General features: G+C 44.0%; 25 protein-coding genes. 10 read left to right on the top strand and 15 right to left on the bottom strand.

The window, feature by feature from the left end; genetic code table 11:
* Positions 1 to 151: 151 nt before the first annotated feature.
* From rseP to rpsB, 7 genes are all read right to left on the bottom strand, one after another.
* Positions 152 to 1,297, bottom strand: coding sequence for an RIP metalloprotease RseP (gene rseP, locus G3W54_RS13790; RefSeq protein ID WP_162653826.1), 1,146 nt, complete (start codon positions 1,295 to 1,297; stop codon positions 152 to 154).
* Between the two features lie 36 nt (positions 1,298 to 1,333).
* Positions 1,334 to 2,170, bottom strand: coding sequence for a phosphatidate cytidylyltransferase (locus G3W54_RS13785; RefSeq protein WP_162653824.1), 837 nt, complete (start codon positions 2,168 to 2,170; stop codon positions 1,334 to 1,336).
* 114 nt (positions 2,171 to 2,284) lie between these two features.
* Positions 2,285 to 3,025: an isoprenyl transferase gene (locus G3W54_RS13780; RefSeq protein WP_162653822.1), complete on the bottom strand. Its 741-nt coding sequence runs from the start codon at positions 3,023 to 3,025 to the stop codon at positions 2,285 to 2,287.
* Positions 3,026 to 3,053: 28 nt separating this feature from the next.
* Complete coding sequence (gene frr, locus G3W54_RS13775) at positions 3,054 to 3,611, bottom strand: ribosome recycling factor (RefSeq protein ID WP_162653820.1); 558 nt, start codon at positions 3,609 to 3,611, stop codon at positions 3,054 to 3,056.
* Positions 3,612 to 3,648: 37 nt separating this feature from the next.
* Entirely contained in the window at positions 3,649 to 4,371 is a 723-nt protein-coding gene (gene pyrH / locus G3W54_RS13770) for a UMP kinase (RefSeq protein ID WP_162653818.1), read from the bottom strand.
* 131 nt (positions 4,372 to 4,502) lie between these two features.
* The gene (gene tsf / locus G3W54_RS13765; RefSeq protein WP_162653817.1) at positions 4,503 to 5,423 is read right to left on the bottom strand and encodes a translation elongation factor Ts; all 921 of its coding nucleotides are present in this window, start codon (positions 5,421 to 5,423) and stop codon (positions 4,503 to 4,505) included.
* Between the two features lie 149 nt (positions 5,424 to 5,572).
* Positions 5,573 to 6,367, bottom strand: a complete 795-nt coding sequence (gene rpsB / locus G3W54_RS13760) for a 30S ribosomal protein S2 (RefSeq protein WP_162653815.1) — start codon at positions 6,365 to 6,367, stop codon at positions 5,573 to 5,575.
* A 245-nt stretch (positions 6,368 to 6,612) separates the two neighbouring features.
* On the opposite strand from rpsB, the gene G3W54_RS13755 reads away from it, so the two are divergent.
* Positions 6,613 to 7,638 carry an aminotransferase class I/II-fold pyridoxal phosphate-dependent enzyme gene (locus G3W54_RS13755; RefSeq protein ID WP_162653813.1) on the top strand — a complete coding sequence of 342 codons (1,026 nt, stop codon included), beginning with the start codon at positions 6,613 to 6,615 and terminating at the stop codon, positions 7,636 to 7,638.
* Between the two features lies 1 nt (position 7,639).
* Here G3W54_RS13755 and G3W54_RS13750 read toward each other — a convergent pair whose 3' ends face one another.
* Positions 7,640 to 8,410, bottom strand: a complete 771-nt coding sequence (locus G3W54_RS13750; protein WP_162653812.1) for a cell envelope integrity EipB family protein — start codon at positions 8,408 to 8,410, stop codon at positions 7,640 to 7,642.
* A 202-nt stretch (positions 8,411 to 8,612) separates the two neighbouring features.
* On the opposite strand from G3W54_RS13750, the gene G3W54_RS13745 reads away from it, so the two are divergent.
* The 4 genes from G3W54_RS13745 to G3W54_RS13730 are packed head-to-tail and all read left to right on the top strand — an operon-like array spanning position 8,613 to position 11,481.
* Entirely contained in the window at positions 8,613 to 9,077 is a 465-nt protein-coding gene (locus G3W54_RS13745; protein ID WP_162653810.1) for a RidA family protein, read from the top strand.
* Entirely contained in the window at positions 9,077 to 9,787 is a 711-nt protein-coding gene (locus tag G3W54_RS13740; protein WP_162653808.1) for a glycerophosphodiester phosphodiesterase, read from the top strand. The genes G3W54_RS13745 and G3W54_RS13740 overlap by 1 nt, the downstream gene beginning before the upstream one ends.
* 52 nt (positions 9,788 to 9,839) lie before the next feature.
* Positions 9,840 to 11,054: a GNAT family N-acetyltransferase gene (locus G3W54_RS13735; RefSeq protein WP_162653806.1), complete on the top strand. Its 1,215-nt coding sequence runs from the start codon at positions 9,840 to 9,842 to the stop codon at positions 11,052 to 11,054.
* A 4-nt stretch (positions 11,055 to 11,058) separates the two neighbouring features.
* Positions 11,059 to 11,481: an HIT family protein gene (locus tag G3W54_RS13730; protein WP_162654425.1), complete on the top strand. Its 423-nt coding sequence runs from the start codon at positions 11,059 to 11,061 to the stop codon at positions 11,479 to 11,481.
* 8 nt (positions 11,482 to 11,489) lie between these two features.
* On the opposite strand, the gene G3W54_RS13725 is transcribed toward G3W54_RS13730, so the two are convergent.
* Both G3W54_RS13725 and G3W54_RS13720 read right to left on the bottom strand, forming a co-directional pair.
* Positions 11,490 to 11,864 (bottom strand): AzlD domain-containing protein, encoded by a 375-nt coding sequence (locus G3W54_RS13725; RefSeq protein ID WP_162653805.1) that lies wholly within the window; start codon positions 11,862 to 11,864, stop codon positions 11,490 to 11,492.
* Entirely contained in the window at positions 11,861 to 12,604 is a 744-nt protein-coding gene (locus tag G3W54_RS13720; protein WP_244627939.1) for an AzlC family ABC transporter permease, read from the bottom strand. Before G3W54_RS13720 ends, G3W54_RS13725 begins: the two co-directional genes overlap by 4 nt.
* A gap of 239 nt (positions 12,605 to 12,843) precedes the next feature.
* On the opposite strand from G3W54_RS13720, the gene G3W54_RS19310 reads away from it, so the two are divergent.
* The 3 genes from G3W54_RS19310 (at position 12,844) to G3W54_RS13700 (ending at position 14,348) form a co-directional block, all read left to right on the top strand.
* A complete protein-coding gene (locus G3W54_RS19310) occupies positions 12,844 to 13,122 on the top strand; it encodes a LuxR C-terminal-related transcriptional regulator (protein ID WP_162653803.1) in 279 nt (92 codons plus the stop codon).
* A 240-nt stretch (positions 13,123 to 13,362) separates the two neighbouring features.
* On the top strand, positions 13,363 to 14,001 hold the full coding sequence (locus G3W54_RS13705; RefSeq protein WP_162653802.1) for a hypothetical protein: 639 nt from the start codon (positions 13,363 to 13,365) through the stop codon (positions 13,999 to 14,001).
* An 11-nt stretch (positions 14,002 to 14,012) separates the two neighbouring features.
* Positions 14,013 to 14,348 (top strand): hypothetical protein, encoded by a 336-nt coding sequence (locus G3W54_RS13700; RefSeq protein ID WP_162653800.1) that lies wholly within the window; start codon positions 14,013 to 14,015, stop codon positions 14,346 to 14,348.
* 134 nt (positions 14,349 to 14,482) lie between these two features.
* Here the strand turns inward: G3W54_RS13700 and clpA are convergent, their stop codons facing one another.
* From clpA to G3W54_RS13685, 3 genes are all read right to left on the bottom strand, one after another.
* On the bottom strand, positions 14,483 to 17,047 hold the full coding sequence (gene clpA / locus G3W54_RS13695) for an ATP-dependent Clp protease ATP-binding subunit ClpA (RefSeq protein ID WP_162653798.1): 2,565 nt from the start codon (positions 17,045 to 17,047) through the stop codon (positions 14,483 to 14,485).
* Positions 17,048 to 17,057: 10 nt separating this feature from the next.
* Positions 17,058 to 17,417: an ATP-dependent Clp protease adapter ClpS gene (clpS, locus tag G3W54_RS13690; protein WP_244627938.1), complete on the bottom strand. Its 360-nt coding sequence runs from the start codon at positions 17,415 to 17,417 to the stop codon at positions 17,058 to 17,060.
* 241 nt (positions 17,418 to 17,658) lie between these two features.
* Positions 17,659 to 17,994 (bottom strand): phasin family protein, encoded by a 336-nt coding sequence (locus G3W54_RS13685; protein ID WP_162653796.1) that lies wholly within the window; start codon positions 17,992 to 17,994, stop codon positions 17,659 to 17,661.
* A 208-nt stretch (positions 17,995 to 18,202) separates the two neighbouring features.
* Here G3W54_RS13685 and G3W54_RS13680 point away from each other — a divergent pair, with 208 nt between their 5' ends.
* Both G3W54_RS13680 and G3W54_RS13675 read left to right on the top strand, forming a co-directional pair.
* Positions 18,203 to 19,525 (top strand): D-alanyl-D-alanine carboxypeptidase, encoded by a 1,323-nt coding sequence (locus G3W54_RS13680; protein WP_244627937.1) that lies wholly within the window; start codon positions 18,203 to 18,205, stop codon positions 19,523 to 19,525.
* Between the two features lie 71 nt (positions 19,526 to 19,596).
* The gene (locus G3W54_RS13675) at positions 19,597 to 19,857 is read left to right on the top strand and encodes a hypothetical protein (RefSeq protein WP_244627936.1); all 261 of its coding nucleotides are present in this window, start codon (positions 19,597 to 19,599) and stop codon (positions 19,855 to 19,857) included.
* Positions 19,858 to 19,906: 49 nt separating this feature from the next.
* Here G3W54_RS13675 and G3W54_RS13670 read toward each other — a convergent pair whose 3' ends face one another.
* Both G3W54_RS13670 and G3W54_RS13665 read right to left on the bottom strand, forming a co-directional pair.
* Complete coding sequence (locus G3W54_RS13670; protein WP_162653792.1) at positions 19,907 to 20,341, bottom strand: DUF1489 family protein; 435 nt, start codon at positions 20,339 to 20,341, stop codon at positions 19,907 to 19,909.
* Positions 20,342 to 20,426: 85 nt separating this feature from the next.
* Positions 20,427 to 21,830: an L-serine ammonia-lyase gene (locus G3W54_RS13665; RefSeq protein ID WP_162653790.1), complete on the bottom strand. Its 1,404-nt coding sequence runs from the start codon at positions 21,828 to 21,830 to the stop codon at positions 20,427 to 20,429.
* Between the last annotated feature and the right edge of the window lie 236 nt (positions 21,831 to 22,066).

Below are 22,066 nucleotides of genomic sequence, written 5' to 3'. Positions count from 1 at the left end.
GTTTAAAACGCTTTTCCCCTACAAGCAAGGAAAAGCGTTAAATTCCGTTTACTTATTTATTATTTATCATGCCACCCATTCAACTGATATGTTTTAGGGTTAACAAATTATTTCACTATTTTACCAAAGATCCTTACAAAATAGGCGACTACTAACTGCCAACTATGTTTTTGTAGATAGATCCGACATCGTTAAACGTGGTGAATATCATAAGCGATAAAAGAATCATTATACCTACTCGCAACGCATAATCTTGTGTCTTGAGACTCAATGGCCGCCCCAATATTGCCTCAAAAGCATAAAACACTAAATGACCGCCATCGAGAATAGGTATGGGCATTAAGTTCAGCAAGCCAATAGAAAGTGAAATTACTGCCATCAATTGTACGAGTGCAAGGACACCCAAGGTGGCCACCTGACCTGAAATTTTCGCGATCCCTATGGGGCCACTAAGTTGTTTTGCACTTTCACGACCGACTAATATGTTGCCAATATAATCAAATGTACGGGTTACGATGAACCAACTTTCAGAAAAAGCCTGTCCTACCGCCTCAGGAAGAGTGAATGTCTGCTGACGGAAATTGCCTCCTTCGGCACTCACCATCACACCCATTCGCCCCTCTTCTATCTCATTTCCAAAACGATCCTTGCTTACAATCCGATCAGGAATCAAGGTCAGTATTTCATCCTGCCCATTTCGTTTAACTGTAATTGCAACTTCTGTTTCAGGTCTGGAGCTTATATAGCGTTTTAGATCTTGAAAAACGATTACCTCTATACCGTCAACAGCAACAAACAAATCCCCCTTCTGAAGACCTGCTTTCTCGGCCGGCGATTGAGCAACAACCTCTGATATGATTGGATCAGCAATTTGCCGACCAAATGTCGCAAACATTGCTGTGAAAATAAGAATGGTGAGAATGAAGTTGGCCATTGGTCCGGCAAGAACCGTCAATGCACGACGACCTACTGACGCATAATAAAAAGAACGAGCTTTGTCAGCTTCGGACATTTCTATCGCTGTGCCATCTGATGCGCTTGCCGCATTTTGATCACCAAAAAATTTGACGTATCCACCTAATGGAATTAACGCTAACCGCCAGCGAGTTCCGGATTTATCTGTAAATCCAAAGAGTTCTTTACCAAAACCTATGGAAAATGTTGTCGCATGAATACCGCACCATTTACCGACGAGGTAATGTCCCATCTCATGTACAAAAACGACGATTGAAAGAACAACAATGAAGGAAAGAACATTTCCAGTCAAAATCGAATATAGCGAACTGAGGATATCCATAATTTTGTCCAGTTGAGGAGTAGTAACGTTTGAAATCTATAAGTCTAAGAGGTGTACAGCCAATATCGAACTTGAATCAATACCACTATAATACTGGTTTAGGGTAGCGATTACAAACGCGATTATCGCGGCAAAAATAACACCATCTAACCGATCCATAAACCCTCCGTGTCCAGGTATAAGCTGGCTTGAATCTTTGACCCCATATCTTCGCTTGATCCAAGATTCAAACAAATCTCCAATTTGACCTGATATGGAAATTGCTGCTGCAACGATTGGAACGAAAATTCCGCCGCCATACCTGAGCATCATCACGCTTATAAGCCCAACACCCACACCTGCTGCCAAACCAAATATGGCACCCGACCACGTTTTGCCTGGTGAAATGGCGGGAGCTAACTTTCGACCACCTATCGCTTTACCGCAAAAATAGGCAAAAATATCGGTAGCCCAAACAATGCTTAAAACAAAAATTACTGCAAATAGCCCGAAGAGCCCATCGCCACGTAACTCGGTCAGCGCGATGACAGGAAACCCTGCATAAAAAATCCCCGCTACAGATACCGCCGAAACACCCTGCCTTGCGCCAAAAATCATCGCAACAGCAGCGCCACCTAGAAGAACAACAAAAGCATAAATCGGCAAATCAAACAGCAAAAATGAAAAGCTGAGAACCAGTGTCAGCCATGCAACACCATTGGCGCGAATACTTTTACTCCTTAGAGCCGTGATGGTGCTCCACTCATAGTAAATCAAGAACCCAGCGACAATCACTACGCAGGCAAATACCTTACCACCCATCCAGGTCGAGAATATAGCCAATATTGCCAACACAATCGCAGAAATGGTGCGCAGCTTTAACTCTCTGCTCATGCGATTCTTGCTAAATAATTGTTCTTAATATGAGAAATGCACAAAGTAGCAGCCCTTTTTTTATAAAGGTATACGTTTAATTACGCAAAGAACATATATAATCGAAGTTCATCCTCAAGAAGTTACAGCAACTTTTTGGGGAACAACACCGCCAAAACGTCTTTCGCGAGATTTAAACTTATCAATCGCGCATAAATAGACATCTTTTGTAAAATCAGGCCACAGCTCATCTACAAAAACAAACTCTGAATATGCCGCCTGCCATAACAGAAAATTTGACAATCGCTGCTCCCCACTGGAGCGAATGATGAGTTCGGGATCTGGAATGGACCTTGTATCAAGATAGGAAGATACACAGCATTCATTGATATCATTTACATCCAACAGGCCAGATTTAACATCGGCTGCAATTCTCTTTGTTGCCCTTGCGATTTCATCACGAGCGCCATAGTTAAATGCAATCACAAGATTTAGACCCGTGTTCTGCGCAGTTGACTCTTCTGCCTCTAGCAAAAGCTTTAAGATATCCAATTGTAGATTTTCTCGGCCACCAATTATGCGTACGCGAACATTTTTATCGCGAAGTTTTCCCAAATCACGCTTCATAAAGGTTTTTAACAGTCCCATTAAGAAACCGACTTCTTCGGCTGGCCGGCTCCAATTTTCAGAAGAAAATGCAAAAAGTGTTAGATATTTAACTCCAATTTCTCCTGATGTTGTGACCACTTGGCGGAGCGTTTCTACACCCTTTTTATGACCTGCACTTCGAGGCAACCCCTGCCCTTTAGCCCATCGGCCATTGCCATCCATAATAATAGCTACATGTTCGGGAATATTATTTGAAAATGTCTGCAAAATGCTGGCCCGCCCAAACTTGATCTGACTAAACGGTCATGATCTCTTTTTCTTTATCTGCAAGCAAAACATCAATCTCTTTGGTCACATCATCTGTTGCTTTTTGTACATTTTCAGACTGAGCATGTGCGTCATCTTTACCAAGATCACCATCCTTTTCGGCTTTTTTAAGGCCATCCATGCCATCACGTCGAACGTGACGAATAGCAACTTTTGCATTTTCAGCATATGTGCCAGCAAGCTTAACCAATTCTTTGCGACGTTCCTCATTCAAATCTGGCATTGGTATACGTAAATTTTGACCATCAGTGATAGGATTAAATCCAAGATTGGCATTACGAATCGCTTTTTCGACATCAGCGACCATTGTTTTATCCCAAACATTAACGGCAAGCATGCGTGGTTCTGGAACGGTAATATTGGCAACCGTATTAAGAGGTACTTTCGATCCATATGCATCAACCATAACCGGATCAAGCAGATTTCCGGATGCGCGTCCTGTTCTTAGTGCAGCTAGTTCTTTCTTGAACGCTGTAACAGCTCCGTCCATACGACGTTTCAGGTCATTCAAATCAGTACCGGGCATATTCCACTCCATAAGATTCTGTTCAGCAATATTTATATTAGTTATCACGCACAATCGTTGAACGTCCACCACCTCTAAGAATTTCGGCAAAACCACCTTTCTCATGGATAGAAAACACAACAATTGGAATATTATTTTCGCGCGCAAGCGACACAGCTGCCATATCCATAACAGCAAGCCCGCGCCGTAAGACCTCATCATGGGTCAATTCATTAAAGCGAGTTGCATCAGGCGTCGTCTTAGGGTCAGCGGTATAAATTCCATCGACCTGCGTACCTTTGAAAATAGCATCGGCATTCATCTCAGCCGCGCGTAAAGCAGCAGCAGTATCGGTTGTCAGGAATGGATTGCCAGTGCCACCGGCAAAAATGACGACACGACCTTTAATAAGATGATGCTTTGCAGCGCGTTGAGAAAAACTCTGGCATAGTTCCGGCATCGCGATTGCTGATAGAACTTCCGTCTCCACACCTAATTTACGCAAAGATGTCGCCAACGCCAGTGCGTTGATGACTGTTGCCAACATACCCATATGGTCACCGGTTACGCGATCACCGCCTTTGGAAGCAACTGCCACGCCGCGAAAAATGTTACCGCCGCCAACAACAACGCTAACCTCGACACCCATTCTATGAACTTCTGCAATATCGCTCGCTATGCGGTCTGCAACATTAACATCAATACCAAATCCCTGATCGCCCATAAGCGCCTCACCAGAGGCTTTAAACAAAACACGTTTATAAACTGGGTCTTCAGACATATAGCACCTTCATTTTAATAATTATCGTTTGATGAAAATCAAACTCACAATCGGATACACTAAGGGCACCGCGTTGTCACGCGATGCCCCAATATATTCGGAAAAAATCCAATAGATTTTTGAAAAAGCATTTAGCCTTTTGCAGTCGCTGCCACTTCAGCGGCAAAGTCTTCTTCTTCTTTTTCAACACCTTCACCAAGAAGTAAGCGGGCCATACCAGCTACTTTAATCGGTGCGCCGACTTCTGCTTCCGCAGCTTTAACAGCTTCTTCAACAGTTTGATCTGGGTTCATAACAAATGCCTGAGACATCAACGCAACTTCTTGGAAGAATTTGCGCATGCGACCTTCAACCATTTTTTCTGCAATATTATCAGGCTTGCCGGATTCTTTAGCTTGCTCAAGGAAAACTTGACGCTCGCGCTCTGCTACGTCTTTATCAACTTCTTCAGACGTAACCGCAAGTGGGCTCGTTGCAGCAACATGCATTGCAACCTGACGACCAACAGCCGCTAGCTTTTCTTTATCACCATCTGATTCCAGCGCCACAAGAACGCCTAGCTTACCAAGTTTGTCAGTTACTGCGTTGTGGATGTATGACGCAACTACACCGTTACCAACTTCCAATTTGGCAGAACGACGAAGTGTCATGTTCTCACCAATCGTACCGATGGCATCTTTAACTGTGTCTTCAACTGTTTTTCCAGAAGGATGATTTGCTGCAACCACAGCTTCAACCGTACCGTCAGTTGTCAAAGCAACATCAGCAATACCATTTACCAAGCCTTGGAATTCGGCATTGCCCGCAACGAAATCTGTTTCAGAGTTTAACTCAACAACAACTGCTGAATTTTCATTGCTTGCAATAGCAATCAAGCCCTCAGCGGCTGTACGTCCTGACTTTTTGTCAGCTTTTGCGATACCTTTAGCACGAAGCCAATCAATAGCAGCTTCCATGTCGCCGCCAGCTTCTGTTAGTGCTTTCTTGCAGTCCATCATGCCTGCGCCTGTTTTTTCGCGCAGTTCTTTAACCATTGCTGCTGTGATGCTCATTTTAGCCTCTTTTTGCAAAATAGTGAGATATGTATCTCAAATTATCTCTACATCGATACCAGAGTATCGGTTCAATTATATGACACTTAACATGTAGCACTGGCAGAAATTAATATGCCGCCAGTGCTAATCTAAAAACTCATCAGCTCTTATTGAGCGGCTGGAGCCTCTTCTGTGGCAGGAGCTTCGTCCGCGACAACAGCAGCTTCAATCGGCGCGTCAACAGCTGCGCCCAAATCGACACCTGACGAACCTTGCTGACGTGCGATGCCATCGATGCATGCGCGGCTGATAAGATCGCAATAAAGCGAAATTGAACGAGCAGCATCATCGTTACCAGGAATTGGGAAATCAACGATGTCTGGATCACAGTTCGAATCAACAACTGCAACTACAGGGATTTTAAGACGTTTTGCTTCTTGGATAGCAATGCCTTCTTTATTTGTGTCGATGACAAAAATAAGGTCAGGTGTGCCGCCCATATCGCGGATACCGCCAAGTGCACGGTTTAGTTTTTCACGTTCGCGCTCTAGGTTCAAACGTTCTTTCTTAGTGAAACCTTGTGCATCACCAGCAAGAAGTTCGTCTAGTTTACGAAGACGTGCGATTGAGTTTGAAATTGTTTTCCAATTGGTCAACATTCCGCCCAACCAGCGAGCATTTACATAATACTGAGCTGATTCAACAGCAGCTTTTGCAACGATTTCAGATGCTTGACGTTTTGTACCTACGAAAAGTACACGACCACCTTTAGCTACAGTGTCAGAAACAAGCTGCAACGCATTTGAAAGCATTGGGTATGTTTGACCAAGGTCGATGATGTGAATGTTGTTACGCTCACCAAAGATGAACTTTTTCATTTTGGGATTCCAGCGGTGTGTCTGGTGACCAAAATGACAGCCAGCTTCTAATAGCTGACGCATTGAAAATGAAGGCATTGCCATGCCGTTTCTCCTTTTACCGGTTGTACCTAGCGCAGAAAGAAGCGAACCAAAATTAGAACGCCACCGGGCGGAACGGATCGGATTTCTCCCCAATCAATCCCAATCTGCGTGTGGAATGAGGCTCACATACGGCGAAAACTCCCCAATTGCAAGGTTTTTCTTATGTGAATCATCGTTTATTAGATTTTGACTTGCAGCCAAATTTTCGATTACTGGTAAGATCCAATAATACAGATGTGAACACAATGAAATACAGTTTTAGAAATGACTATAGTGAAGGCTGCCATCCAAGTATTTTGGAAGCAATATCCAAAGCCAATCTGGAACAGGCCGAGCCTTATGGTACCGACTCACATTCCGATGAGGCGCGCGCACTTATTCGGGGTCATTTGGGGCAAGCAGAGACACCAATCTTCTTTGTGACGGGCGGTACGCAAGCTAATTTGATCATCCATGCCTGCGCTCTACGTTCTCATGAGGCGGTCATTGCACCTGCAAGCGGCCATATAGAAACCAATGAAGCTGGATCAATTGAAGCGACTGGCCATAAAGTTATTACGACGGACGCTGTAGATGGCAAATTGACTGCAGAAAGCCTTCAAAACGTACTGGATAGCCATAATCATTTTCCGCATGTGACACGCCCACGCATGGTCTATATTTCAAATGCGACGGAGATTGGAACAGTCTATAATAAAGACGAGATCACGGCTCTATCGAAGGTGTGCCGCGCTAACGAGCTCTATCTAATGGTTGACGGTGCGCGATTGGGAGCAGCACTCGCATCTGATTACAGCAATCTCACATTGGCAGATTTAACGGAGCTGACCGATATCTTCTGGATTGGCGGCACGAAATGCGGCGCATTGTTCGGCGAAGCTATTGTGATACCCAATAAGGCGCTGGCAGAAGATTTTGAAATACACCTTAAGCAACGCGGGGCACTCCTAGCCAAAGGCAGTGCGCTGGGCATACAATTCAAGCAATTATTCTCCGATAATCTATATTTCAATCTCGCAAACCATGCCAACAGACTCGCAAAAAAGATGGCCGACGGCATCAAGGCCGCAGGATTTGAAATGGCCGCAGAATGCGAAGCCAACATGCTAATGGCAATTTTACCTAACGGCGTGATTAATTATTTAGGTGAGTCATTTGATTTTTACATCTGGCAAAAGATTGATGACGAACGTTCGCAAGTGCGACTTCTTACATCTTGGGCCACAGATGAAATACAAGTTGACCGATTTATTGAAAAACTAAAACCTTAGACTATCGACAGGGCTCGTCTTCATCTAGAATTTCAAAATCTGAAACCTTACCATCGATAACGAGATATCCATGATCAAGCGTTAGATCACGACTAACGCCATTCTCATGGAGTTTAAAAGCAAAGCGATAGACTGGAAGTGTGTCGCCATTTTCACCTTCCTCAAAATAAGAAATCGAAACAGGCCAGTAGCCAGCTTCGCCCTCTTCGCCGATGATTTTGATTTCATCATCATCGAGACTATCAGGCTCTTCAAACTCTCCAATGATAGTTGTCGTAATCAGTGATTTATTACCACCATCAGACCCGTCAAAAATACGTGCCTCATAGATCCGTTCGCCGGACTTGGCGCGCTCAATTAAATCAATCAAATTAGCTGTCGGAAATTGAGATTTTGGCAAATGAATATTATCTTGATCTGGCTTCTTATAACTTACAACCAACTCGTCATCTTCTGTGTTCGCTCTACCGCTGACTTCGGTATCAAGCTTCTCGTCAAGATATGAACGGTTCATAAAACTGAAGCTCTCATCTTCAGCACTTTCATAAAAGCTGGCCTGTTGATCAGAAATTCGCGCTGTATCGCCAGCATAAATCTCACTGACAGACCGAAAATTGACAGTATATCCATCGCATTCCGAGCCAGTAAACTCATATACCATTCGCCCCGCAAGTGCTGTAACGCCAGATCGTTCTGAAGCATTTTTGAGCTTGAGTTCATAAACGACCCTATGGGGAATTAACTGAATGGCAGATGCCGCTTGAGTGAACAAACTACAGGCCAAAAAAGTCGCGCCGCTTATTTTTAACAAGGATACAGGCTGAAACGTTAAAAACAATTTTTTACTCTCACTCCCAAATTTTCGGCATGTTTATCTTCAAATGCGTGCTTTGAACAGGTACTTTCTAAATCAGACGCGAATCGTCCTGATTAATAGAGCAGAATCTACCATCTGTCACAAATGGAGCAAATGAATGTCCGATAGCATTGAATCTCGCCTTGCCGACAAGAATATTACGTTACCAGAGGCCGCAGCACCAGCTGCAAACTACCTGCCATATACAATTTCTGGCAATCAACTGTTCATTTCCGGCCAACTTCCAATGATTGATGGTGCTTTTACTGCAAAAGGCCAGCTGGGACATAGCGTGACTGTTGAACAAGGGGTCGCTGCCGCCGAAACCTGTGCAATTAATATTTTGGCGCAGGCAAAAGCTGCCCTTGGTGATTTATCGCGCATTAAACAAGTCGTCAAAATTAGTGGCTTTGTCTCTTCCACGCCGGATTTTTATGAACAGCACCTCGTTATAAATGGCGCATCAAACCTTCTTGCTGAAATTTTGGCCGATGCCGGTAAACATGCGCGTGCCGCTGTTGGTATGTCTTCTCTACCCTTTAATGCCTCTGTTGAAATCGATGCCATTATTGAGTTTGAATAATGTCTCATGGTTGGCTAACGGCTCGCCCTATTGCCCATCGTGGTCTTCATAATGAAAATGAAGGTGTGTTTGAAAACACCCTGACATCATTTGAACGTGCGATTTCAGGCAATTATACCATCGAATGTGATCTGCAATTCTCCGCAGATGGCATTCCGATGGTTTTTCATGATTACAAATTAGACCGGCTTTGCGGCCTAAATGGTGATGTAAGAGCTAAAACGGCATCCGAACTCGGCGCCCTTCGCGTTGGTGGCTCCGATGATCATATTCCCACACTTGCTGAAGCTTTGCGCATGATTAATTGTCAAGTACCTCTTGTCATCGAGTTCAAAGGCCGAGAGAACGACGATGATGGATTTGCTGGTGCAGCTCTCGATGCTTTAGACGGATATAAAGGCAAAGTCGCTCTGATGTCATTTGATCATCATATATTGCGAGACTTACACGCTCTCAAGTGCCCTTACCCGGTTGGCTTAACGGCAGAAGGCCTAGAACCCGAAACATTCTTTACCCATGAAGAGGCATTAGATTTAGGCTTGGATTTCATCTCTTACGAGATCAAAGATCTACCTAATCCATTCATTCAGGCGCAGCGTAAGAGGAATATGCCTATTATCTCTTGGACAGTACGAAATAGCGATCAAAAAGCACATTCGGATCTTTATGCTGACCAAATTACATTTGAAGGATTTAATCCAGACGTGTGAACGCCTATATTGAGGTGCACTGCAACTGGATAAACACCAATCGAGCTCATTTATGACCACTGCTGATACACCTTTGACAGTCCAAACAATTGGCAGCATAGATGACATCTCAAAACAGGACTGGGATCGATTTGTTGGCGCATCTAGGACCATGCCGTCTATTTCAAAAATAGAATCCAACGCTGAATATAACCCGTTTATTTCTCACAATTTTTTATCAGCTCTCGAACGCTCAGGCTCTGTTTCGCGCGAAACTGGATGGATGCCGCAGCATTTGGTGTTATCAGGGCCAAAAGGTGAAATTCTGGGCGCACTTCCCGCCTATATAAAATCTCATAGTCAGGGTGAATATGTGTTTGATCATGCATTTGCCGACGCATGGGAACGTTCGGGTGGGCAGTATTACCCGAAATTTCAATGCTCCGTACCTTTTACTCCGGTAACCGGCCCTCGCCTTCTATTGGCGTCAGATGTCGAACACAAATCTGGACAATTGGCATTGGCCTCAGCACTTTGCCAAATTAACGACAAGTACGGGTTTTCATCAGCCCACATCACATTCATGCCGGAAGATCATGCCAGAAATCTGGCAAATGTGGGATTTCTGCTGCGTACAGATCAGCAATTCCATTTCATCAACGATAATTATGCAAATTATGATGCCTTCTTGGAAACACTGACATCCCGCAAACGCAAAAATCTTAAAAAAGAACGCCGCAGCGCGCTGGATAATGATATCTCGATTGAATGGCTCACCGGAGATCAACTCACCGAGGACATTTGGGACATTTTTTTCCAATTTTATATGGATACATCATCGCGCAAATGGGGACGACCTTACCTGACACGAGAATTCTTCTCGTTAATCACAAAAACAATGCCCGAAGACATCTTGCTTATCATGGCAAAGCGCGATGGGCGCTATATTGCGGGTGCGATAAACTTTATCGGGTCTGATTGCCTCTATGGCCGCCATTGGGGGTGCGTTGAAGACCACCCATTTCTGCATTTTGAGGTCTGTTACCATCAGGCAATTGATTACGCGATAAAACACGGACTTTCGCGCGTTGAGGCTGGAGCGCAGGGTCAACACAAACTGGCAAGAGGGTATCTACCCGTTACAACCTATTCTTCTATTTATATCCCGCATGAAGGGTTTCGAAATGCTGTTGCAGATTACCTTGACCACGAACGACAAGAGGTTGGGGAAATTGGTGAGATTTTGAAGACGCGCGGCCCGTTTAAAGCTAAGAATGAGGCGAACTAAGGAGCTGACGATGACCTATGATGATCAAAATATATTTGCCAAAATTTTACGTGGCGAAATTCCAAGTGAAAAGCTTTATGAGGATGATCATTCTTATGCATTGATGGACGTGATGCCGCAGAGCAATGGCCATTGCTTGATTATATCAAAAGAAGCAGCCCGAAACATTCTTGATGTATCACCGGATGCACTGGCTCATGTAATCAAAACATCGCAAAAACTTGCGATTGCGGTCAAAGAAGCATTTAATGCTGACGGCATCCTTATACGACAAAACAATGAAACAACTGCCGGTCAAGTTGTGTTTCATATTCATTTTCATATCATTCCTACCTACGAGGGTGTTGCAATACGCTCACATACGAGCGAGATGGAAGATATGGACGTACTTAAGAAAAATGCGGATAAAATTCGCGCCGCACTTTGATCTATAACTCACCAAAGTCGTGTCAGAATTCGAAAATTCAAACCCCAATCTCCAACAAGCAACACAAGCAACGCGACTAAGATGCCGACTGCGATGCGTTTTCCTGCCATTAGAAACACTAAAAACCCAGTGGCAACTGCGAGAACACGCAAATAAATATCAAAATCGGCAAGGGAGCCAGTTGGCTGCAAGATCAATTTAGCAATAATGCCTGCGATAAGTGACGTTGCCATAGCACGCACCCATGTCAATGCAAGACTGCCCTCTTGCAAACGATTACCCACTATCACGCCGAGCCAACGCCATATATCGGTTGCCAACCAACCGGCAATTAGTATGAAAACAAATGGCCACCACCAGGCGTCTAGCGCGTAATAGCTCATACCTGCACACGTCGATGTTCAACTACTGCATAAATTAGCGTCGCAAGAGATCCGCCAACAAATCCTCCAAGTAATATATCAATCTGCGGAAAAAACTGACTAAAGATTGGGCCTAAAACAATCCCAAATCCCATTGCAAGATAGATTGAGTAATTTCGAGCTGAGCGCCAAAGTGAGAGTAAGAAATAGACAGGGGTTAATAGAAAGAGCGCAGCCAATGCATAGGGTGGAAAGGTTTCTATAAGCGGGTAACCAATCGCAACTAAAAGCGTATTAAATATAAAAAGCGAACCTCCAACGCCTGCAAAATATACAGTTCTGTTCTCACGAGGCACATTCTTGAAATTTTCAAATGCATAAAGCCAACCTGTTATAGCGACAAAATGCGATAGTATAATCAAAATCCAAGTTCGTGTATCTTTTGTCCGCATCTCTGGCACAATCGACGCGGTCATGGGCATGAAACGTATAGACGAAAGCGTGACAGCAATAAACGTCGCGGCAATAGATGTGCCGCTCAAAATAGAAGACACCATGATTAGTTTTGCAGGCAGCGCCCAGATGAAGAAATTCATCGCGACGACCTCGGGCATGGGAATGCCAACTTCAATCGCAAAACCAGCAAAGCCGATGATCGCGCAGGCAAGCGTTAATGCAGGCAGTGTGAATAAAACACGCATACCTTTTAGGAACCAATGGATTTTTGGATTGTGTCTGAGTCTTTCCATTTCAATAGTCATAATCGAACGCCAAAAAAAGGAAAGAAAAAACACGCCACTATATCTCGCAAATGACCCAGTGTGCATGCCATCCAAAGTGATATTAACATTCTAACACATAAAATTCCGTACCAATAACACCCCATAACCTATAGTAAGCCATTTACTAAAATTAAAGCCGCGTCATGTAAAAGATCAATGAAATAAATTGGTTAGTTTTATGAAGGTAGAATAGATGTTTTCAAATTGGCCTATAGAGCTTGACTAAAGAAGCCGCCCAAAAACTCACAAGACGGGAGGTAGAGATTTTAAATCTACTGGGGCGAGGTCTAAATACCAGAGGCATAGCTAAGTCTTTGGGAATTACATATTATACAGTTCGCAAACATCGTTCTAATATTCTATCTAAACTTGAATTACACGATGCAGCAGAGCTTGTGGTCTATGCGGTGAATCTCGCTCTGAAAAGTGTTGTAAAACACCCAAACTTAAAACGAGCTGGTATCGGCTCAGTCCACGCCAACAACAGATATCGCTAGCGGTCACGGCAGGCAAAACCAGTAAGCATATCGCAAGAGACCTATCAATTAGCCCTCTGACTGTCCGCAAACACCGCCGCAACATATATAAGGCATTGAACATACATTCCATTGCTGAACTAGCATTATTCATTGCCACGCACGATGTAACCGATACCCCATCGGAGTAATATCTTTTAGCATCAAATTACTACACTCTTTAATTGTACTGCATTTCAATACAATCTAAGGAGTTATATTATGACTAAAAGCGCTGAAACAATTAATGTTCAAATTGATCCAGGGCAGTTCGCTGCACAGAAAAAAAATAACTACAGCCTATTTTTGGCGAAGAAAGTCAATGGAGTTTATACTGTCATTTGGCAATCGAAGGGCGCAAAAGCCACATCTGGAAATCCTTCCTATGGTCCAAATGATTCATTTACAGTCACAACTCCATCTTATGAGGTCAACTACACCAACACGCTTCCTTCCAAAAAGGGCGTAAAAATTAGAGCATCCGGCGACCCCGTAACTGTGAATTTGGGCGAAACTGTTTCATTAAGTGATATCGGAGTATTCGGAAAACCAACTGGCTCCGGCGCTGCTGGATCTATTACAATTGATAACCAGTTGCAGGCAAACCCCCATGAAATTTTAAATGACAGCGATGGAAATCCGATTTTCGTAAACACCCAAAGCGGCATGGACATTGGAACTGCCACACTAACTCCAATCGACCGCTATCAGATTTGGTTTGCTAATACGCAACAAACTGGAACGATTATCGCCGCTAATCTCGGCAAAGTCGGAGAGGTCGTATTTGATGGAAAAAGCCAAGTTGAAACAATCAGCTACGATGCAAGTGGTAACTGGGTCAATGCACCTTTGCCATCGTAGGGTAACTTATTATGCCTAATCCAAATACCTTGGTGAAAGTAATTGCTGCTTTCACGCCAGCCCTAACTGTTGCATCTGTTACGTTTATCGCAAGTAAGATTACAGATAAATTTGGCAATGATCTCAATCCCACGGAGATAAAAGCCTCTATGGATGAAATCAAGGTAACATTTTCCGAGAAACCTAAAAACATGGTAGATGATGTGACACAGAATACGGTTCCAATCGACAAGTATGAAACTGCTGTCAACAATGCGATTAGAATGGTGGTAGATGAAACTACTAAACCATCTATTCACGGGGCTAAATGGTCAGTTAATGAAGTACGAATTCGAATGCTTTACTAAAACCTGGATCAATAAGTAACCTACTGATTATTTTTGATAAATAAAACGGCCCAACAGACTTCTTGTAGGGCCGTTTTATTCTTATATCATTGAACAAACATCACTACGTATGTAGCGAATTACTATTAGTTACATTACTTTTTACGCGGAACCTTGGGAACAGATGTTGGAGATCTACGCTTTGGTTTTGAAGCATCAGCATCTTTTGCCACGTTTTTTGCTGTTACCGCAGTTTTTGCTTTGCCCACTCGTCGTTTTGGTTTCGTATCACCGTCATCAGATGGAGACGACGAGCCAGACGGTGATTTAGGTTTGGTCGTTTTTGACGCTGTCTTACGTGCCGCAGGTTTCTTCGTTGGTACAGCTTCTTTCTTGGGCTTAGCACGAGTTGTTACTGGGATAGATTCTAAAACAAGCTCATCTTTCCCATCTTCACCTTTCTGAACGCCAACTTTAACCACGCCACCCTTGGTCAACTTCCCAAACAGTAACTCATTGGCAAGCGGCTTCTTGATGTGTTCTTGGATCACACGTGACAGAGGTCGCGCACCCATACGTTCATCATACCCTTTCTTGGCCAGCCACGATACGGCAGGATCGGAAAGTTCAAATGTTACATTGCGCTCTTCTAGTTGCGCCTCAAGCTGCATAACAAATTTTTGCACAACCTGATGAATAACCTTTGTCGGCAGGATACCAAATGGAATAATCGCATCCAAACGGTTGCGGAATTCAGGTGTAAACAAGCGGTTGATGGCTTCTTCATCATCACCCTCGCGCTTGGAAGACCCAAACCCGATAGCTGTTTTTGCCGCTTCCGATGCCCCTGCATTTGTTGTCATAATCAAAACAACATTGCGGAAATTCACTTGTTTGCCGTTGTGATCAGTCAGAGACCCATGATCCATAACCTGCAACAAGATATTGTAGATATCGGGATGACCTTTTTCGATCTCATCAAGTAACAATACACAGTGCGGATGCTGATCCACACCATCGGTCAACAAACCACCCTGGTCAAAGCCGACATATCCGGGAGGCGCACCAAGCAGGCGAGACACCGTATGACGCTCCATATATTCAGACATATCAAAGCGCAGCAATTCTACGCCAAGCGAAGACGCCAGCTGTTTGGCAACCTCTGTTTTACCAACACCAGTCGGGCCAGAGAACAAATAGGAACCAATTGGCTTATCTGGTTCACGAAGACCTGCACGGGCCAGACGAATGGCTGCCGTTAGCTGCTCAATCGCATTATCCTGACCATAAACAACACTGCGCAATTCTTTATCAAGAGTTGCCAATACTTGCTTGTCGTCTTTAGAAACCGTTTTAGCTGGTATCCGCGCCATTGTGGCAACGGTTGCTTCTATTTGATTCTCAGTCAGACGTTTTGCGCGTTTTTCCTCTGGTACAAGCATTTGTGCCGCACCAGATTCATCGATCACATCAATTGCCTTGTCCGGCAATTTACGATCCGTAATATAACGCGCTGATAATTCAACAGCCGCCTTGATTGCATCATCAGTGTATTTGATCTTGTGATAATCTTCAAAGCGTGACTTTAAACCCTTCAAGATATCTATTGTTTCATCAACTGTTGGCTCGTTAACGTCGATCTTTTGGAAACGGCGCACCAACGCACGGTCTTTCTCAAAGAACTGACGATATTCTTTGTATGTGGTTGAACCAATACAACGGATATTGCCCGATGCGAGCGCTGGTTTCAGTAAGTTAGACGCATCCATTGCGCCACCTGATGTTGCACCAGCACCGATAATTGTATGAATTTCATCGATGAACAAAATTGCTTCAGGTTTGTCCTCGAGTTCTTTCATAACCTGTTTCAAGCGCTCTTCAAAATCACCACGGTAGCGAGTGCCGGCAAGTAGCGCACCCATATCAAGCGAATAAATGATTGAACCATGAAGAACTTCAGGCACATCTTCTTCAATGATGCGCTTTGCCAAACCTTCAGCAATTGCTGTCTTACCCACACCTGGATCACCCACATAAAGCGGATTGTTCTTTGAGCGGCGGCAAAGAATCTGAATTGTCCGGTCAACTTCTTGGCTTCGCCCAATCAATGGATCAACTTTGCCCGCTTCAGCTTTTGCATTGAGATCTACACAATATGCACTTAGGGCATCCTGTTTTTTACCAGAGGCACCCTCTTCGCCCTGCTCTCCTTCTGAAGAGCTGGAACTGCTCGTATCTGGCAAATCAGCGCCGCGAATTGAGTTATCACTCCCTGAACCCGGGCGTTTACCAATACCATGCGAAATATAATTAACTGCGTCAAAGCGTGTCATTTCCTGTTCTTGGAGAAAATATGCAGCATGGCTTTCGCGCTCTGCAAAAATTGCAACAAGCACGTTAGCCCCTGTCACTTCATCCCGACCAGAAGATTGCACATGGATAACCGCCCGCTGGATGACGCGCTGGAATCCAGTCGTTGGCTTTGAATCTTCACCATAATCTGCAACCAGATTAGATAGATCCTTGTCTACGTATTCTGTCACGATCCGTTTCAGATGATCAAGATCTACATTGCACGCACGCATAACAGCGGCCGCATCATCATCCTCACATAGCGCCAATAGTAGATGCTCTAGCGTTGCATATTCATGACGTCGATCATTAGCTAAAGTTAGCGCTCTGTGAAGCGATTGCTCAAGACTGTTGGAAAATGTAGGCACGATTTCTTCCTTATTTCTTTTCCATCACACACTGCAAGGGATGTTGATTCTCCTGCGCAAGGTCCATGACCTGTGTGACTTTGGATTCTGCAACTTCATATGTAAAGACACCACATTCTCCAGCACCGTGATTATGTACATGCAACATGATACGTGTTGCCGCATCGCGGTCCTTTTGAAAAAAGTTTTCAAGCACAAAAATAACAAATTCCATCGGTGTATAGTCATCATTTAATAATAGCACACGATAAAGGTTCGGTTTCTTCACCTTTGGTTTTTCGGCTGTAACCGTCGAAAAATCATTATCAGGCGAACCATCCTTTGGCTCTTTATCCGCCATCATCATCACTTCCGATTTAACAAACTTCATATTGTTTTTTATGCCCTTTAAGTTGAGATGCCTTAAACGTCTCTTTGCATTAGCTATGTATTCGTTTCGTGTATTTTAAGCCCTTGAGGGATCATGACCAGCAAAAATAATTCTTTCCAGACAATTATTTTAAAAAAATGACCGAAAAACAACCCAAAAACAGCAAAAAACCCCGAGCTTGGGAGGAAGCTCGAGGTCAGATATAACGGCCCTAAGGCCGAAGCAATCTAGCTTAGGAGGATTAAGCTTTTGCTTTAGCAGTCGTTTTAGGTGCTTCAAAAGTTTTGAAAGCGTCTTTTGCAAGATTTTGGTACATTTCGCTAACTTTAGTAGATTGTGCAACAAATGCTTCGTAAGAAGATTTTGCATACTCGCTTTGAATTTCAAAAGCTTTGTCGAAAGATTTAACAGCTGCTAGTTTTTCTGCAACAGCAGTACCTTCTTCGTATGATTTTTTTGAAAAATCAGTTGCTTCAGAAGCAATTTGTTGAAGAGCTTTGTTTGCAGTTTCTGAAGAAGCAGTAACAGCATTCAAAACGTCTTGGTTCATTTTAGTCATGTCTGCGATATTGAACATTGGGAGAATCCTTCATTTAATGTTTCTGCATCCTATTTATGTGCACCGCAACATAATGTCAATAGTTTTTTGTGCGGCGCAACAAAATAATTTGAAACAAGTTTTAATGATAAACTTCTTGGTAACTATGATGCCCTATATTTGAGGTAAGACTGCGTGGGGGCGTAGAATTGTAAGTTAAATAGTTTTTGCGTAATTGGATTTTATCGTGACGAGTGCAGCCATCAAACAAAATTTTACAAAGTTCATCTCTTCTAAAATTATCACTCTTCTTTTTGCTATTGGTTTGGGAGTTACATTTACCTCTGGTGCAAGTGCCAACCCCAAATATGCAGGTATTGTGATTGACGCGAAGACGGGTCGCACTCTTTATAAATATAAGGCTGATTCCAAGCGATATCCGGCATCGCTTACAAAGATGATGACATTGTATCTCATTTTTGAGGCACTTGAGACCGGCAAGGTCAAAAAATCTACTCGCATTCGCGTTTCAAAAAATGCAGCCGCTGAAGAACCTTCGAAATTGGGTTTAAAAGCCGGGCGAACAATTACCATCGAACAGGTCATTTATGCGCTTGTAACAAAATCTGCCAATGACGCCGCAACGGCGGTGGGCGAGTTTCTTGGTGGGTCGGAAGCCAATTTCGGTCGTCTTATGACTGCAAAAGCACGATCTCTTAAAATGTCGAGCACCACATTCAGAAATGCGCACGGCCTTCCAAATAAACGCCAAGTAACAACTGCACGTGACATGGCACGCCTGGGTATTGCTCTGCGTGAGCACTATCCACAATATTACAAGTATTTTTCAACGCGCTCATTTAGATATGGCAAAGCCAATTATGGTAATCACAATAGATTGCTGGGTCGCGTTAAAGGTGTTGATGGCATTAAAACAGGCTACACACGGGCATCCGGTTTTAACCTCACATCATCGGTTCGCGCCAACGGTCGTTCAATTGTTGCGGTTGTTATGGGTGGAAAATCCGGTGCAAGCCGTAACGCGCAAATGCAAAAGCTGATTAGCCAGTATTTGCGCAAAGCATCGCGCTCTGGCAAAGGTGGTTTTTACGCAAAGACACGTTTAAAAGGATTGGTACCGTCGGTCAAAACTGCATCGGTTTCTCCTAAAAATGTACCTGTGCCTGTAATTACATCTTATAGTGCTCAACCCGTTGTTGTTGCATCAGCAGCTCCAAAACCGAGCATAACAGCACCGAAAGCTCCTTTGCCTGTTGCAAGTCCGGGTGTTGATAGCATCAAAACAGCTTCAACAAAGCTGCCAAAAGGCTGGTCGGTGCAAGTGGGCGCGGCGCAAAGTCAGAATGATGCGCTTGGTCTTCTTGCGAATATCAAGAAGAAAGGTGGCAGCACGCTTTCAGGTACAGAAGCTTACACAATGGCATTTGTGAAAGACGGACAACAATATTATCGCGCACGTTTCGGTGGTTTTAATGGTCAGGACCACGCTGTATCGACCTGTAAGTCACTAAAGAAAAAAGGTATTAGTTGCTGGGCATCAGCAATGTAAGCCTCCTCGAGGAAATCTAACCACGCTTATTATGTGGTCCTCAATTTGTATTGCGTATTACGAGGATGAAAATGTCGACTAAATTACACTTTCCCAAACGGGACACCACAAAAAAAGACACGCGGATAAATCCTAATAATCCACTTTATACCGCCGCGGCATGGCTTGCCCATAAAAGTCTTGAACACAAAAATGAACAAAAGACACAAGATCTTGTTGGTATGCTTTTAACTCATGGCGCGCGCGCATGGCGGATGTCACAACCACGTTCGGTAATCTCTCTAAAAAGTCAGAATCCAAACGGATTTTCATCTCTTCGGCTTAAGGTTTGATGAGACACCAATATCAATCTAACTGCCTTTAAAACCCGCGATCTATGATCTATAGAAGTCCGAGTTCAGCGAGTTCGCGCTGAACCTCAAGCGGCAAAGTATCAGCGCCCTGCCCATGATCCAAATCAGCAGGCGCATCTTCCACCTTCAAATATCGCCACCCTTGAAATGCACGTCGCGGCTGCCATTGTGTAAACACTAGATCTGTTGATAAAACAAGATCACAGCGTGATATCCCCTCGCCGTCGGTAAATGGTCGAATATCAACCAGCTTTTGGCGTGCACGAACTTGCCCTTTCATAACCCAATAAAGCGAACCGCCATCAAGTAATTCATCGCGGCGCTTGGGTAACATGCGGGTTGTGTGTATGGGCTCATAAGTTGTTCCGGCGGCCTCATGCGCAGCTTTTCGCCCAACCATGAGTTCCTGCAGCTGCTCAGCGCTTTCAATACCGACACATAATTTTATGAGGTTAAGTGACATTACTCATAAATGTGCATTTGTTCTACCTAGGTCAAGCACTCAGGTATGAAAGTGATTAGCACTCCACAATAGATAAGCAACTAGGTCAACATTCTACAACATTGACAGCCAAGCCGCCCTGGGATGTTTCTTTATATCTAGCATTCATGTCGTGACCAGTTTGCCGCATTGTTTCAATACAATTATCTAATGAAACAAAATGCTGCCCATCGCCGCGCATGGCAAGAGATGCTGCCATTGCGGCTTTTACTGCCCCGACACCGTTACGTTCAATACAAGGTACTTGCACCAGACCTGCAATCGGGTCACATGTCATGCCCAAATGATGCTCAAGCGCGATTTCAGCCGCATTTTCAATCTGTTCGGGTGTTCCGCCCATAATAGCTGCAAGCCCAGCAGCAGCCATTGAAGAGGCTGACCCGACCTCGCCCTGACAACCAACTTCTGCACCGGAAATCGATGCATTGGTCTTAATCAATCCACCCACAGCAGCAGCTGTTAAAAGAAAATCATGGATGGAACGTTCCGTATCTGCCCCTTCCAAAAACTCCCTCATATACGCCATAACCGCTGGTATAACTCCTGCCGCACCGTTTGTTGGTGCTGTGACCACCCGCCCGCCACTTGCATTTTCCTCATTTACTGCCATTGCATAAACAGATAGCCAGTCGTTAGACAACATCGGGTTTGAGTTATTCTGTTTCCATTCTTTTTGCAGTTGTTCGTGGATCTTGCTGGCACGACGGGCAACATTTAGTCCACCTGGCATGATGCCTTTACGCCTTAAGCCACGCTCGATACATGAATTCATTGCCTGCCAAATATTATCTAATTCAGCATTTAGTGCATCCTTACCAGCCAATTTCTCTTCATTCGCGCGTTTCATTTCTGCAATTGATAGACCAGACTTTTTCGCCATAGCCAACATTTCGTCTGCTGTTGAAAAGGGGTAAGGCACATTGCGCTGAACTTGTGGTGTTTTCTGAGCCTTCACAGCCTCAAGCTCTGTATCTGTAACAACAAAACCACCACCTATCGAATAGTAAATCCGCTTGAGCAATAATCGATCATCTTGATCGAAGCCAGACATGATCATTCCATTTGCATGACCACCAAGCGGTGTCTTGCGATCAAATTCTAGATCCTGTTTTGGATCAAAACCATATGCTGGGTGCCCTTTGGGCTGGACTTGCTTGATTATCTTTAGTTCCTCAAGCTTTTCATCAATTTCATCGGGATCGATCTTGTCAGGTGCAAAGCCCATAAGGCCCAAGAAAACAGCTCTATCCGTTCCATGTCCTACACCTGTAAAGGCCAGAGACCCGTGCAGGCTAACTTTTATTGACTTGATCTCACTTCCAGATGGCCTAACCCAATCACCGGTTAAAATCTCATCCAAAAAACGATTGGCAGCTGTCATTGGCCCCATCGTATGCGAACTCGATGGACCTATGCCAATTTTAAAAATATCAGAAACGGACAAAAACATGGGTTGTGAACCTTATAAATCATGACGGAGATATTATCAGTGTTCTTTTGATTCGGTATAGCGCCAATTTACAAAGAATAGGAGGCAGAAACGAAAACAGCGCCAAATCGTAAGATTTGACGCTGTTTTCAAAATTTAATGCGACTTAGAAGCCACCAAGCATATACCCACATAACATTATTACAGAAAAGGCGATAACAGCTTTAGCTGTAATTCCCCAGGTGCATTTCTGTGCG

This window comes from Lentilitoribacter sp. Alg239-R112 (genome assembly GCF_900537175.1).
In the GTDB taxonomy this organism is placed as follows: domain Bacteria; phylum Pseudomonadota; class Alphaproteobacteria; order Rhizobiales; family Rhizobiaceae; genus Lentilitoribacter.
This window is presented reverse-complemented; position numbering and strand designations above follow the sequence as displayed.

Bases quoted from the DNA above. Each gene is read 5' to 3' on its own strand.
- rseP (WP_162653826.1), bottom strand. From the start codon at position 1,297: ATGGATATCCTCAGTTCGCTATATTCGATTTTGACTGGAAATGTTCTT.
- G3W54_RS13785 (WP_162653824.1), bottom strand. From the start codon at position 2,170: ATGAGCAGAGAGTTAAAGCTGCGCACCATTTCTGCGATTGTGTTGGCA.
- frr (WP_162653820.1), bottom strand. From the start codon at position 3,611: ATGCCCGGTACTGATTTGAATGACCTGAAACGTCGTATGGACGGAGCT.
- pyrH (WP_162653818.1), bottom strand. From the start codon at position 4,371: ATGTCTGAAGACCCAGTTTATAAACGTGTTTTGTTTAAAGCCTCTGGT.
- tsf (WP_162653817.1), bottom strand. From the start codon at position 5,423: ATGAGCATCACAGCAGCAATGGTTAAAGAACTGCGCGAAAAAACAGGC.
- rpsB (WP_162653815.1), bottom strand. From the start codon at position 6,367: ATGGCAATGCCTTCATTTTCAATGCGTCAGCTATTAGAAGCTGGCTGT.
- G3W54_RS13755 (WP_162653813.1), top strand. From the start codon at position 6,613: ATGAAATACAGTTTTAGAAATGACTATAGTGAAGGCTGCCATCCAAGT.
- G3W54_RS13745 (WP_162653810.1), top strand. From the start codon at position 8,613: ATGTCCGATAGCATTGAATCTCGCCTTGCCGACAAGAATATTACGTTA.
- G3W54_RS13740 (WP_162653808.1), top strand. From the start codon at position 9,077: ATGTCTCATGGTTGGCTAACGGCTCGCCCTATTGCCCATCGTGGTCTT.
- G3W54_RS13735 (WP_162653806.1), top strand. From the start codon at position 9,840: ATGACCACTGCTGATACACCTTTGACAGTCCAAACAATTGGCAGCATA.
- G3W54_RS13725 (WP_162653805.1), bottom strand. From the start codon at position 11,864: ATGAGCTATTACGCGCTAGACGCCTGGTGGTGGCCATTTGTTTTCATA.
- G3W54_RS13720 (WP_244627939.1), bottom strand. From the start codon at position 12,604: ATGACTATTGAAATGGAAAGACTCAGACACAATCCAAAAATCCATTGG.
- G3W54_RS13705 (WP_162653802.1), top strand. From the start codon at position 13,363: ATGACTAAAAGCGCTGAAACAATTAATGTTCAAATTGATCCAGGGCAG.
- G3W54_RS13700 (WP_162653800.1), top strand. From the start codon at position 14,013: ATGCCTAATCCAAATACCTTGGTGAAAGTAATTGCTGCTTTCACGCCA.
- clpS (WP_244627938.1), bottom strand. From the start codon at position 17,417: ATGAAGTTTGTTAAATCGGAAGTGATGATGATGGCGGATAAAGAGCCA.
- G3W54_RS13685 (WP_162653796.1), bottom strand. From the start codon at position 17,994: ATGTTCAATATCGCAGACATGACTAAAATGAACCAAGACGTTTTGAAT.
- G3W54_RS13675 (WP_244627936.1), top strand. From the start codon at position 19,597: ATGTCGACTAAATTACACTTTCCCAAACGGGACACCACAAAAAAAGAC.
- G3W54_RS13670 (WP_162653792.1), bottom strand. From the start codon at position 20,341: ATGTCACTTAACCTCATAAAATTATGTGTCGGTATTGAAAGCGCTGAG.
- G3W54_RS13665 (WP_162653790.1), bottom strand. From the start codon at position 21,830: ATGTTTTTGTCCGTTTCTGATATTTTTAAAATTGGCATAGGTCCATCG.